The organism is Bradyrhizobium sp. SMVTL-02, assembly GCF_051853005.1.
Taxonomy (GTDB): domain Bacteria; phylum Pseudomonadota; class Alphaproteobacteria; order Rhizobiales; family Xanthobacteraceae; genus Bradyrhizobium.
Window position 1 is genome coordinate 4,634,458 of sequence record NZ_CP182469.1, and the last position, 13,149, is coordinate 4,647,606.

Annotated in this window: 12 protein-coding genes; all 12 read right to left on the bottom strand. The window is 64.5% G+C overall.

The annotated features are described in order from the left end of the window. Positions 1 to 28 precede the first annotated feature (28 nt). The 12 genes from ACNJYB_RS21885 to ACNJYB_RS21940 all read right to left on the bottom strand — a co-directional run bounded on the left by ACNJYB_RS21885 (position 29) and on the right by ACNJYB_RS21940 (position 13,141). Positions 29 to 1,615, bottom strand: a complete 1,587-nt coding sequence (locus ACNJYB_RS21885; RefSeq protein ID WP_439368423.1) for an ABC transporter substrate-binding protein — start codon at positions 1,613 to 1,615, stop codon at positions 29 to 31. 375 nt (positions 1,616 to 1,990) lie between these two features. After that, positions 1,991 to 3,286 carry an S-methyl-5-thioribose kinase gene (gene mtnK / locus ACNJYB_RS21890; RefSeq protein WP_439368424.1) on the bottom strand — a complete coding sequence of 432 codons (1,296 nt, stop codon included), beginning with the start codon at positions 3,284 to 3,286 and terminating at the stop codon, positions 1,991 to 1,993. A 70-nt stretch (positions 3,287 to 3,356) separates the two neighbouring features. Next, entirely contained in the window at positions 3,357 to 3,704 is a 348-nt protein-coding gene (locus tag ACNJYB_RS21895) for a hypothetical protein (protein ID WP_439368425.1), read from the bottom strand. A gap of 203 nt (positions 3,705 to 3,907) precedes the next feature. Beyond that, a complete protein-coding gene (locus ACNJYB_RS21900) occupies positions 3,908 to 4,183 on the bottom strand; it encodes a DUF1467 family protein (RefSeq protein WP_439368426.1) in 276 nt (91 codons plus the stop codon). 6 nt (positions 4,184 to 4,189) lie between these two features. Beyond that, entirely contained in the window at positions 4,190 to 4,594 is a 405-nt protein-coding gene (gene mce / locus ACNJYB_RS21905; RefSeq protein ID WP_439368427.1) for a methylmalonyl-CoA epimerase, read from the bottom strand. 43 nt (positions 4,595 to 4,637) lie between these two features. Next, positions 4,638 to 6,308 (bottom strand): ribonuclease J, encoded by a 1,671-nt coding sequence (locus ACNJYB_RS21910; RefSeq protein WP_439368428.1) that lies wholly within the window; start codon positions 6,306 to 6,308, stop codon positions 4,638 to 4,640. Then, positions 6,308 to 7,114 (bottom strand): biotin--[acetyl-CoA-carboxylase] ligase, encoded by an 807-nt coding sequence (locus tag ACNJYB_RS21915; RefSeq protein WP_439368429.1) that lies wholly within the window; start codon positions 7,112 to 7,114, stop codon positions 6,308 to 6,310. The genes ACNJYB_RS21910 and ACNJYB_RS21915 overlap by 1 nt, the downstream gene beginning before the upstream one ends. A gap of 1 nt (position 7,115) precedes the next feature. Next, positions 7,116 to 8,552 carry an NADH-quinone oxidoreductase subunit NuoN gene (nuoN, locus tag ACNJYB_RS21920; protein ID WP_439368430.1) on the bottom strand — a complete coding sequence of 479 codons (1,437 nt, stop codon included), beginning with the start codon at positions 8,550 to 8,552 and terminating at the stop codon, positions 7,116 to 7,118. 22 nt (positions 8,553 to 8,574) lie between these two features. Beyond that, positions 8,575 to 10,083: an NADH-quinone oxidoreductase subunit M gene (locus ACNJYB_RS21925; RefSeq protein WP_439368431.1), complete on the bottom strand. Its 1,509-nt coding sequence runs from the start codon at positions 10,081 to 10,083 to the stop codon at positions 8,575 to 8,577. Then, entirely contained in the window at positions 10,084 to 12,189 is a 2,106-nt protein-coding gene (nuoL, locus tag ACNJYB_RS21930) for an NADH-quinone oxidoreductase subunit L (RefSeq protein WP_439368432.1), read from the bottom strand. An 8-nt stretch (positions 12,190 to 12,197) separates the two neighbouring features. Beyond that, entirely contained in the window at positions 12,198 to 12,506 is a 309-nt protein-coding gene (gene nuoK, locus ACNJYB_RS21935) for an NADH-quinone oxidoreductase subunit NuoK (RefSeq protein ID WP_008547737.1), read from the bottom strand. Next, positions 12,503 to 13,141, bottom strand: a complete 639-nt coding sequence (locus ACNJYB_RS21940) for an NADH-quinone oxidoreductase subunit J (RefSeq protein ID WP_439368433.1) — start codon at positions 13,139 to 13,141, stop codon at positions 12,503 to 12,505. Before ACNJYB_RS21940 ends, nuoK begins: the two co-directional genes overlap by 4 nt. Positions 13,142 to 13,149 lie beyond the last annotated feature (8 nt).

The following is a 13,149-nucleotide window of genomic DNA, read 5'->3' on the forward strand; positions in this document are numbered from 1 at the left end:
GCCCGTGGCGCTGGAGGGAGCGCGCGTGTCACTTCGCGGGCGAGGTCTCGTCGACCCAGAGGTCTTCGACGTTCTGGTGGGTCAGCTCCGTCGCGTTCAACTGAACTCCGTGGAGCCAGGGCTGCACGGCCATGACCGCCTTGTTGTAGTTGAAGAACCAGACCGGCGCCTCTTCGTAGAGGAGCGCATTGGCCTTCCGCAGCAGCTGGCCGCGCTCGGCGACGTCGTCGGCCTGTCCGGCCTCGTCCATCAACTTGTCGAAGTCGGCGTTCTTGTAGTTCATGTAATTGCAGGCCGATTGCGGCGTCGCCGAGTGGAAGCATTTCAACGCGGCCTGGGGATCCGGTCCGGTCTGCTGGGAATAGATGAAGGCCTGATAGTCGCCGGTGCGAACCACCTCCGCCAGCACCGCTGTCTCGACCTGCTTGACCTTCGCCTTGATGCCGACCTTGTCCAGCATCGGGATCACGGCCGTGACGATCGGCAGGCCCCAGCTCTCGTTCTGGCTGGTGGTCCATTCGAATTCGAAGCCGTTGGGATAGCCCGCCTCTGTCAGCAGTTGCTTGGCCTTGGCGGGGTCGTAACCGTACGGCTTCATGGTCTTATCGTAGAGCGGCGAAGTCAGCGGCAGCCAGCTGGTGGCGCGATAGGCCTTGCCCTTGACCAGCTTGTTGATGATCAGGTCGGTATCGATCGCATAGTTGATCGCCTGCCGGACGCGCTTGTCGGCGAACGGCTTGAACGAGGTGTTCATCCCCATGTAGCGCGTGAAGACCTCGGCGACCTCGACGATGGTGCCCTTGAGGTCGGCGTCGGACTGGTAGGCGACATACTGCGCAGGTCCCAGCACCGAGGTATCGATCTCCTTGTTGCGGAAGGCGACATCGCGTGCCGCGGCCTCGCCCATGACGGACACGATGACCTTGTCGGCGTAGGGCTTACCGGGCTTGTAGAACCGGTCCCACCGCTCCAGGACGACGCGCGATCCCGGCACGTGCTCGACGAACTTGAAGGGGCCGAGTCCGATCGGTTTCTGGATGAAGCTCTCCTTGGCGGCCTCGTCGGCGGGATAGATCGAGGTCAGTGCGGTGAAGAAATAGAAACCGGGATCGACCTTCTCGGTCAGCTTCATCTCGATGGTGAAGTCGTCGATCTTCTTCAGGCCGGAAATATCCTTGGCCTGGCCCTTCTCCACGGCCGCGCCCCCCTCGATCACGCGGACATAGCGCGCGCCGGGATAGGCCTTGGCGCCATCCATGATGCGGTTGTAGGACCAGATGACGTCGTCGGCGGTCATCCTGCGGCCATTGTGGAAATAGGCGTCATCGCGCAGCTTGAAGGTGTGAACGAGGCCCCCACCGGAGACGACGTCCTCCTTGGCGAGTTCCAGGACCGGCTTTCCTTCCGCGGGATTCCAGATGTAGAGCGAGCGGTGCAGCGCCTTGGCGTAGATCTCGTCCTGGGCGCGCTGGGTGGTATGAATGTCGAGGCTCGTGAAGCTGGAGCCGTAGGGCGCCGTCATCCGGATGGTTCCCCCCTTGCGCGGCGTCTGGGCCTCCACTGATCCGGCGAGCGCCAGTCCCAACCCGGCGACGATCGCAATCATCCTGAACATCGTGAGTCCCCCAACAAGCAGGTTTGTTCCGCAACAGATTTGATCATTCGTCGCCTGTCGAAAGCAAGCTTCCTTTTGGTGGCAATCGACGCCGGTTCCTGAGGCAGTCTTTCGACGGGACCTCGGGGGAAAGGTCAACGTGGCGGGCCGCGGTCAGTGAGGCTGGGCTCGGCTGCGGCTCAAACGGTTTCCTGCTGCCGATGCATCTCTATTGACGCGCCGGCGCCGGCCTCTCGCCTCGTCATTGCGAGCGCAGCTCTCTCCACCGTCATTGCGAGGAGCCCTTGCGACGAAGCAATCCAGAGTGCCGCCTCCGAAAGATTCTGGATTGATTCGCTACACTCGCAATGACGGAGCCTGGAGGCACAGCTCGCGCTACGCCTTGTTTGACAGCTCCGGCATCCAGTCGCGCAGTTTTCGTGCGGCGCCTGTGACGTCAGCGATCGTCCGAAATGTCCCCGTCTCCACCATCATCGTGCGCGCCAGCCGCACGGCGCGGGCTTCGGTGATCGCCCGCTGCCTGGGGTCCTCGATCAGCTCGAAATCGATGTTGTGGGCGAGGCCGAAGATGCGGCGGATGATCTTGGCTGCGGCGAAGCCGATCGCATCAGTGAACAGGCGCTGCATGGTGGCCTGCCGCTCGGCCTCCAGCCGCGCGGCGCCCTTCTCGCCCGGAAAGAGCGAGGGCGGATAGGCGTCACCGGCCGCGCCGGCGCGCCAGAGGTCGAGGAATTTGCCGGCGAACCCGGTCCAGACCTGCTCGACCGCCTCCAGCACCCAGCCCTCGAACGCGGCCCGCTCGCCCGGCGCGCGCTCGTGGCCGGCGGAGGCGAAATAAGCCATCAGCAGATTGGCCAGTACCGCGCCGACGTCGAACCCCATCGGGCCGTAGAATGCGAATTCGGGGTCGATCACCCGCGTCTGGCCGTCCGTCACCATGATCGAGCCGGTGTGCAGGTCGCCGTGGATCATGGCCTCGGGGCTCGCCATGAACTTCAGCTTCAGCCGGGAGATGGCGACATGCAGCTCCAGATCGTCGCGCAGCTCCGCGGCCAGAGCATCGAGATACGGTGCCGTCCAGCGGTTCTGTTCGGCAATGCGGTAGGGATCGGTAAAGATCAAATCTTCGGTGATCTTGCAGAGCGCGTGGTTGCCGGCGAAAGCGGCGATGCCGTCCTTCTTCTCGGCCGCAGAGAGTGCGAGGTCGGAGGTGAAGAACAGCGTGCGCGCCATGAAGGTGGTGATGTCGTCCACGAAGCGCGGGTACTGCGTTCCCGCGACCAGGCCCCTGCGCATGATGATGTGGGGCTCGAGCAGCTCCATCACCGTCAGCGCCAGCTTTTCGTTGTGATGCAGCAGGGCCGGCACGAGGCCGGGAGCGAGCTGGGCCTGCCGGGACAGCGCGAGATATTCGTAATGGGCCCGCGACAACGGCAGCGGCCAGCTCTCGCCGACGAGGCGGACGTAAGGAAGCGCCTGCTTCACCGCGATGCCGCCGTGCGCGCCCTTGACGATGAAAACGAGATTGAGATTGCCGTCACCGACCTCGGTGATCACCCAGGACGCAGGATCGCCGCCGAGCGGCGCCTTCAGGTCCGGAAGGCCCGCGAGATAGTCCCGCAAGGCCGCCTCATGCAGAATCCGATAGTCCCCTGCCCGGTCCCCGGTCATGACGATCCCACCCCTCATTTGAGCATGATCTGCGGAAGTCCGGATCATGCACTTGGCATGGGCCGGATCGTTACTCCCGCTCCAGGAAGCTCGAGCCGATCTCGGCCTTTCTTTTGATCGGATCGTAATCGCAATAGACGCTATCCGCCACCAGCGTGTAGCTGGCGACGACGTTGTATTTGTCCGGCTTGACCGAGTTCAGCCCGATCACCGAGGTGCTCTTGCCGCCGTTCCACTTGAACGGCGTCGAGCTCTTGGCCTGCTCGCAGGCCATCACCGCCTCGTTGAAGACATAGCCCTCGACGAACGCCTTCAGCGTCCGGGCCTGAACGGCGATCTTCCATTCGAGATAGCCGATGGCACTGATCCCGGCCACAATCAGCACCAGAAGCGCGACGACGATCCTCTGAAAAGTCATTGATGCCCCCGAACAATGAAACAAGCGCAAAAATCTAGGCGAGTGACGCAACGAAGCAAGCCCACGCCTCGAGACGACCGCTTCGCGGTCCCCCAGGAGGCTAACGGACATCGGAGCCCGTTGAAACTGTTGCCGCGCACTCCGCCCTCATCCTGAGGAGCCCGCAAAGCGGGCGTCTCGAAGGATGCGCCGCACGAAGAAACCTAAAACGGCATGCCCATCATTTTCGACAGGCGTTCGATCGAGAGATAGCCGGCATGGTAGGCCGCCAGGCCGACGCCGTAGATGACGGCCGAGATGATCGTGGTCCAGATCAGCTTGCGGCCCATCCGCGTCAGGATCGGCGCGCCGGGGTCGGTGCCGGGAGCGCCGACGCCGTCCTCGTGCTGGCTGCGCACGCCGAACGGCAGAGTCAGGAACAGCGCGATCCACCAGATGACGAAGTAGATCGCAAGGGCGGTCGAGATCTGGATGGCCATGGGGCCTTAAGCCTGCTCGATCTCGACGAGGGCGCCGGAAAAATCCTTCGGGTGCAGGAACAGCACCGGCTTGCCATGGGCGCCGATCTTCGGCACGCCGTCGCCGAGCACCCGGGCGCCCTCCTTCACCAGCGTGTCGCGCGAGACAATGATGTCGACGACCTCGTAGCAGACATGGTGGATGCCGCCGTCGGGATTGCGCTCGATGAATTTTGCGATCGGCGATGCCTCGCCGAGCGGCTCGATGAACTCGATCTTGGTGTTGGGCAGTGTCGCGAACACGGTGGTGACGCCGTGCTCGGGCAGCGGCACGGCCTCGGAAATCTGGGCGCCGAATGCCGCGCCGTAGATCTTTGCCGCCTTGACGGCGTCCTTGGTCGCGATCGCGACGTGGTTGAGGCGACCCAGCATGCTTCTTCTCCCTCAGGGCGTGATCCGCAAGACCACGCCTCATCTACACCGTCAGGACGTGTACCAGACAGGGGGGCTTTTTGCCCCAATGTTCGTTGATGACGGCCCGGACGGCGCGTCGCACCGACTCGGCCAATGCATCCGGATCCCGCCGGCGCGCCCGCGGTAGCCCCTCGATCGTGGACATGACGGCATCGAAGACCAGGTCGTCAAAAGTCTCGCCTGCCCTGTTCTTCTCGGGGATGCCGACGAGATCGAGCTCGGGCTCGTCGGCAAGCTCGCCCTGCGCAGTCATGGCGATGGCGACGAACGCACAGCCGGAGAAGGCCATGCGGCGGCGCTCGACCACGGCACGGGACTTCGAGTCCTCCAGGATCGTGCCGTCCTTGTAGAGCCGGCCCGAGGGCACCTCGCCGACGATGCCGGGATCCCCGGGGCCGAGCTTGACGAGGTCGCCGTTGCGGCAGACCAGCACGCGCGGCACGCCGACGGCGCGCGCGAGCTTCGCGTGCTCGTGCAGATGCAGAGCCTCGCCATGGACCGGGATCAGCAGCTGCGGCCTCACCCAAGAGATCAGGTCGCGCAGCTCGTCGCGGCGCGGATGGCCGGAGACGTGGACGAGCGCGTCGCGGTCGGTGATGATTTCGACGCCCTGGAGCACCAGATTGTTGATGATCGAGCCGACCGCCTTCTCGTTGCCCGGAATCGTGCGCGAGGAGAAGATGACGCTGTCGCCGCGGTTGAGCGTGATTTCAGGATGGTCGTCATTGGCAATGCGGGCCAGCGCGGCGCGCGGCTCGCCCTGGCTGCCGGTGCAGAGCGCCAGCACCTTGTCGTGCGGCAGGTGGCCGTAGACCTCGGGCGAGCGGAAGTTCTGCACGCCGTCGAGATAGCCGGTCTCGCGCGCGACCTGCACCACGCGCTCCATGGCGCGGCCGACCACGACGACCTCGCGGTCCGCCGCCCTGGCGGCGTCGGCCACGGCTTTGACGCGGGCGACGTTCGAGGCGAAGGTCGTGACCGCGACGCGACCCTTGGCCGATTTGACGAGCTCGATGATGGTCTTGGCGACCTCGGCCTCCGAGGGCGAGCGGCCGTCGCGCACGGCGTTGGTGGAATCGCCGATCAAAGCGAGCACGCCCTCCTCGCCGAGCTCGCGCAGCCGCTTCTCGTCTGTCGGTGCCCCCAGCGTCGGGGTCGGATCGATCTTCCAGTCGCCGGTGTGCAGCACGATGCCGACCTCAGTGTGGATCGCCAGCGCGTGCGCTTCGGGAATCGAATGCGCGACGGGAATGAACTCGACGTTGAACGGGCCGACATCGACCCGGCCGCCTGATGGGACCACGGTCACCGGGATCTCGGGCGCATTGCGCTCGGCGGCGCATTTGGCCTCGAACAGCGCGGCGCTGAACCTCGTCGCATAGATCGGGCATTTCAGCTTCGGCCAGAGATCGATGATGGCGCCGAAATGATCCTCATGGGCGTGCGTCAGCACGAGGCCCATCAGGTTCTTGCGTTCCTTCTCCAGGAAGCTGATGTCGGGCATGATCAGGTCGATACCGGGCAGATGCTCCTCGTCGCCGAAGGAGACGCCGAGATCGACCGCGAGCCAGGCGCGCTGCTGGCGGTTGCCGAGGCCGTAGATCGACAGGTTCATGCCGATCTCGCCGACGCCGCCGAGCGGCGCAAACACCAGTTCGTCCGGCTTTGCCATCACGCAGCTCCCACCGAGCGGACCGGGCCGAAGAACACCTCGCCCGCCGCCACAGGAATGCGCTGGCCGTCCACGGTGCGGACGATCAGGCAGCCGGTGTCATCGATGGTGTCGAAAATGCCTTCCAGTGTCGTCGTTCCCGTGTGGATCGCGACTTTCTCGCCGAGGCCGGCGGCGCGCATCAGCCACAGTTTACGAATATCGGCGAAGCCGCGGCCATTGTCCCAAATGCCACGGAACTCGACCCAGGCGTCCGACAGGGCCGCAAACAGCTCCTCCGCGCCGATCTGGACGCCGAGTGCGGCCAGCGACACGGCGGGCGTCGGCGTGCCCTCCGGCGCGGCGACGACGTTGGTGCCGATGCCGACGACGATGGCAAGATGATCGCCGACGGCCTCTGCCTCGAGGCCAATGCCGACGAGCTTCTTGCCGTCGGCGAGGACGTCATTCGGCCATTTCAGGGCGTAGCGGGGCCGGCCCTCGCCGAGCCGCAGCGCGGCCTCGAGGCTGACCTTCTCCAGCGCAGCCTCTTCCGCCAGCCCCGCCGCAAACCCGATGGTGGCGGCAACCGCGGGCGCGATGTCCAGGACTTCGAGGACGCTGGCGGCGAGATTGCCCTTTGGGGCGATCCAGGCGCGCTGGCGCCGGCCGCGACCGGCGGTCTGCTCTGACGTGACGAACCACATCGGGCCGCGCTCGCCGGCCCGCGCGTGCTCGATGGCGTCGGTGTTGGTCGAGCCGGTCCGCTCGAAAGCCGCGAGCTTGTAGCCCGCGGCCTGTGCGCGAGGACCGAGCGCGAACCCCATCCTAGAACAGCGACTTTGCCGCGGCCGAGGCGACGCTCACCACCGGCCCCGCGAACAGCGCGAAAAGGATGTTGAACAGGCCCGCAACCGCCAGCACCGTCTTCACCTCGACGCGAACCGGATCGACCTGGCCGGCGGGCTCGTCGAAATACATCGCCTTGACGATGGCGAGATAGTAGTACCCGCCGACGACGCTGGTCAGCACGCCGATGACGGCGAGCGTGAACAGGTTCGCCTTGATGGCGGCGACGAAGACGTACCACTTCGCGAAGAAGCCGGCGAGCGGCGGGATGCCGGCGAGCGAGAACAGCAGCATCGCGAACATGAAGGCGAGCAGCGGGTTGGTGCGCGACAGGCCGGCGAAATCGCTGATCTGCTCGACGGCCTGGCCGTTGCGCTTCATGGCGAGGATGATCGAGAACGAGCCGAGCGTCATCGCGACATAGATCACGATGTACATCAGCACGCCCTGTGCGCCCTCGACCGTGCCGGAGGCAAGGCCGACCAGGGCGAAGCCCATGTGGCCGATCGAGGAGTACGCCATCAGGCGCTTGATGTTGCTCTGGCCGATCGCGGCGAAGGAGCCGAGCGCCATCGAGGCGATCGCCACGAACACCAGGATCTGCTGCCACTGCGAGACGATGCCGGGGAATGCGGTCAGCGTGACGCGGGTGAAGACGGCGAGCGCGGCCACCTTCGGTGCCGAAGCGAAGAAGGCGGTGACCGGGGTCGGTGCGCCCTCATACACGTCAGGCGTCCACATGTGGAACGGCACGGCCGAGACCTTGAAGCAGAGACCGGCGAGCAGGAAGACCAGGCCGAAGATGAGGCCGATGTTCGAGACGGTCGCAGCCGCGGCGATGCCGGTGAAGCTGACCGTGCCGGTGAAGCCGTAAACCAGCGAAGAGCCGTAGAGCAGCATGCCCGAGGACAGCGCGCCCAGGACGAAATACTTCAGGCCGGCTTCGGTCGACTTGGCGTTGTCACGGTTTGAGGCCGCCACGACGTAGAGCGCCAGCGACATCAGTTCGAGGCCGAGATAGAGAGAGATCAGGTCGCCGGCCGAGATCAGCACCATCATGCCGAGGGTCGAGAGCAGCACCAGGATGGCGTATTCGAAGATGCGGCGCGAGGGGTCGGAGAGGAACTCGGTCGACAGCACCAGCGTCACCGCCGAGCCGATCAGGGCCAGGATCTTCATGAAGCGGGCGAAGTCGTCGACGATGAAGCTGCCGCCGAAGGTCACGGTCTTCCCCGCCGGCTGGAGATATTCGAGCACGCCGACCAGGATCAGGAGCAGCACTGCCAGGGACGTCACCGTCCTGGTCGTTCCCTGCCCGCGATAGGCACCGAGCATCAGAAGCGCCATGGCGCCGACCGCGAGCACGAGCTCGGGCAGCACCGGCGCCAGTTGATAACCTGCAGTCGAAAAGCTCATGGCGATATCCTGACCTGCCCGATCATTGGAGCAGTGCGGCGGCCTTCACGGCCGTCACGGCGGTGTTGTAATTGTTGACGAGTTGCTGGACCGAGGCGGCCGACATGTCGAGCACCGGCTTCGGCCAGACGCCGAACAGGATCGTCAGCGCGATCATCGGGAACAGCGTCACGCATTCGCGCACGGTGAGGTCCTTCATGCTCATCAGCGACGGCTTGACCAGCGCCCCGAACACGACCTTGCGGTAGAGCCACAGCGCGTAGCACGCCGAGAGGATCACGCCGAAGGTGGCGAAGAACGCGGTCGGGATCGACACCTTGAAGGTGCCGAGCAGCGTCATGAATTCGCCGACGAAGCCGCTCGTTCCGGGCAGACCGACATTGGCCATGGTGAAGACCATGAAGGTCATCGCGTAGAGCGGCATCCGGTTGACGAGGCCGCCATAGGCCGCGATCTCGCGGGTGTGCAGGCGGTCGTAGACGACGCCGACGCAGAGGAACAGCGCGCCGGAGACGATGCCGTGCGAGATCATCTGGAACATGCCGCCGGCGACGCCCTGCATGGTGCCGGCAAAGATGCCCATGGTGACGAAGCCCATATGCGCCACCGACGAGTAGGCGATCAGCTTCTTCATGTCCTCCTGCATCAACGCCACCAGCGAGGTGTAGATGATGGCGATGGCCGAGAGCGTGAAGATCAGCGGCGCGAAGTCGTGCGAGGCCAGCGGGAACATCGGCAGCGAGAAGCGCAGGAAGCCGTAGCCGCCCATTTTCAGCAGGATCGCGGCGAGGACCACCGAGCCCGCGGTCGGTGCCTCGACGTGCGCATCGGGCAGCCAGGTGTGCACCGGCCACATCGGCATCTTCACCGCGAAGGAGGCGAAGAAGGCAAGCCAAGCCCAGGTCTGCAAGGACCGCGGCACCGCGGTGTGCATCAGGGTCGGAATGTCAGTGGTGCCGCCGTTCCAGTACAGCGCCATGATGGCGAGCAGCATCAGGACCGAGCCGAGCAGCGTGTAGAGGAAGAACTTGAACGAGGCGTAGACCCGGCGCGGACCGCCCCAGACGCCGATGATCAGGAACATCGGGATCAGGCCGCCTTCGAAAAACAGGTAGAACAGCACGAGATCGAGCGCCGAGAAGGTGCCGACCATCAGCGTTTCCAGGATCAGGAACGCCATCATGTATTCGCGGACGCGGTTGGTGATCGCCTTCCAGCTCGCGATGATGCAGAACGGCATCACGGCGGTGGTGAGGATCACGAGCGGCAGCGAGATGCCGTCGACACCCATGTGGTAGGTGATGCCGGTGGCGAGCCAGTTCGCCTTCTCGACGAACTGGAAGTCGGCGCTGTTGGGGTCGAAGCGCATGACCAGGATCACCGACACCGCGAAGGTGATCAGCGTGGTCCAGAGCGCGATCCAGCGCGAATTGCGCTTGGCCGCCTCGTCATCGCCGCGGCTCAGATAAACGATCAGCGCGCCGACCGCCGGCAGGAACGTCGTGACCGAGAGAATGGGCCAGGTTGTCATTTACTGGCCTCCAAAGCCGAACATGAACCAGGTGATCAGGCCGGCGGCACCGATCAGCATGGCGAATGCGTAATGATAGAGATAGCCGGTCTGGATCTTCACGACGTTGCGGGTGACGTCCAGCACGCGCGCGGAGACGCCGTCGGGCCCGAAGCCGTCGATGATGAAGCCGTCGCCCTTCTTCCAGAGCTGATAGCCGATCCACTTCGCCGGACGGACGAAGATGACGTCGTAGAGCTCGTCGAAGTACCATTTGTTGAGCAGGAACTGGTACAGCATCGGCTGCTCTTGAGCGAGCCGAACGGGGATGTAGGGCCGGCTGATGTAGAACAGGTACGAGACGAGGAAGCCCAGCACCATCATCACCGTCGGCAGGAAGGCGATGTGCTCGGGGATGTGGTGCATCTCCTCGATGATGTGCGGGTTCATCTTCACGGACTCGCGGAAGAACTCCTCGACGCCGTGGCCGGCGAACAGCTCCTTGAACGGCAGGCCCGCGACAAACGAGCCGACCGCGAGCACCCCGATCGGGATCAGGATCCAGAGCGGAGCCTCATGCGCGGCCTCATAATGATGCTCGTCATGCGGCTCGCCGTGGAAGGTCTTGAAGATCAGGCGCCAGGAGTAGAACGAGGTCAGGCCGGCGGCGATGACCGTCATCAGGAAGCCGTACACCGCGAACGGATTGTGCGAGGCGTAGGCGGACTCGATGATCGCGTCCTTGGAGAAGTAGCCGGCGGTGAGCGGGAAGCCGGTCAGCGCCAGCGTGCCGACCACCATCACCGCATAGGTGTAGGGGATCTTCTTCCAGAGGCCGCCCATGTTGCGGATGTCCTGCTCGTGGTGCATCGCGTAGATCACCGAGCCGGAGCCCAAGAACAACAGCGCCTTGAAGAAGGCGTGCGTGAACAGGTGGAACATGCCGACCGAGTAGGCCCCTGCTCCCATCGCGACGAACATGTAGCCGAGCTGCGAACAAGTCGAGTAGGCGACGATGCGCTTGATGTCGTTCTGGACGAGGCCGATGGTCGCCGCGAAGAACGCCGTGGTGGCACCGATGAACATCACCACGGCCTGGGCGGTCGGGGCGAGCTCGAACAGCGGCGACAGGCGCGCCACCATGAACACGCCCGCGGTGACCATGGTCGCGGCGTGGATCAGCGCCGACACCGGCGTCGGGCCTTCCATCGCGTCCGGCAACCAGGTGTGCAGCAGGAACTGCGCCGACTTGCCCATCGCGCCCATGAAGAGGAGCAGACAGGTCAGGGTCAGCGCGTCGGCATGCCAGCCGAGGAAGTTGATGGTCTTGCCGGTGAGGCCGGGCGCGGCATGGAAGATGGTCTCGAAATCGGTCGAGCCGGCCAGCATGAAGATCGCGAAGATGCCGAGCGCGAAGCCGAAGTCGCCGACGCGGTTAACGACGAACGCCTTGATGGCGGCCGCATTCGCCGAGGGCTTCTGGTACCAGAAGCCGATCAAGAGGTAGCTCGCCAGACCCACGCCTTCCCAGCCGAAGAACAGCTGGACCAGATTGTCCGCCGTCACCAGCATCAGCATGGCGAAGGTGAACAGGCTGAGATAGCCGAAGAAGCGCGGCCGGTACGGATCCTCGTCCATGTAGCCGATGGAATAGAGGTGCACGAGCGAGGACACGGTCGTCACCACCACCAGCATCACAGCGGTGAGCGTGTCGACGCGCAGCGCCCACCAGACCTGGAGATCGCCGGAAAAGATGAAAGGCAACAGCTGGATGCGGGCATCGTGGTGCATGAAGCCGACGTCGACCAGCGTCATCCAGGACAGCGCGGCCGAGACGAACAGCAACCCGGTGGTGATCAGCTCCGCCGCGCGCGAGCCCGCCGCGGCCGGCTCGGTTGGACCGTGACCGTGATCGTCATGGCCGTCGCCGGGCTCATGATGGGTCTCGTGGATGGCGGACGCATCCTCGTTGATCTTATCGGACGCATGGGCGTGCGCGCCGTGACCATGGTCGCCGTGATGCTCGACCTCGTCACCCGAGGGGTTGCGGGCATGCGCGCCGACCAGCGAGATCAGGCCGGCCAGAATGGCGCCCAGCAGGGGAAGGAAAACGATCGCCTGAACCATTTGAGAGCTCAGCCCTTCATCAGATTGACGTCCTCAACCGCGATCGAGCCGCGGTTGCGGAAATAGACCACCAGGATGGCGAGACCGATCGCGGCTTCGGCGGCCGCGACCGTCAGCACCAGCAGCGCGAAGACCTGGCCGACGATGTCGCCGAGGAAGGTCGAGAACGCGACGAGGTTGATGTTGACCGAGAGCAGGATCAGCTCGATCGACATCAGGATGACGATGATGTTCTTGCGGTTCAGGAAGATGCCGAGGATCCCGAGCGTGAACAGGATCGCGCCGACCGCCAGGTAATGTCCGAGCCCGATCGTCATTTCACCCACTCCGCGGCATCGGCATCCTGGAGTCCCTGCCCCGGCGCCACCTTGCGCATCGCCATGGCCATCTCGGGCGTGCGCGCGTTCTGAACGTTGATGTCCTGCCGCTTCACGCTCGCCTTGTGGCGCAGCGTCAGCACGATGGCGCCGATCATGGCGACCAGCAGCACCATGCCCGCGAGCTGGAAGTAGTGGATGTACTTCGTATAGAGCACGAGGCCGAGCGCTTCGGTGTTGCTGACATTGGCCGGGATCGCCGCCGTGATCGTCTTGGCGACACCGGGGTTGATGACCCAGAAGCCGACGGTGAGCAGCAGCTCGAACATGAAGACGCCGCCGATCACGAGACCGACCGGCAGGTACTCGATGAAGCCCTCGCGCAGCTCGAGGAAGTCGACGTCGAGCATCATGATCACGAACAGGAACAGCACCGCGACCGCGCCGACATAGACGACGATCAGCATCATGCCGAGGAACTCGGCGCCCATCAGCACGAACAGGCCGGAGGCGTTGACGAAGGCCAGGATCAGGTACAGCACGGAGTGCACGGGATTGCGCGAGACAATCACCATCACGGCGGAGGCCACGCAGACGCCTGCGAAGAGATAGAAGAACAGCGCGGGAAGGATCATGCCCTCAC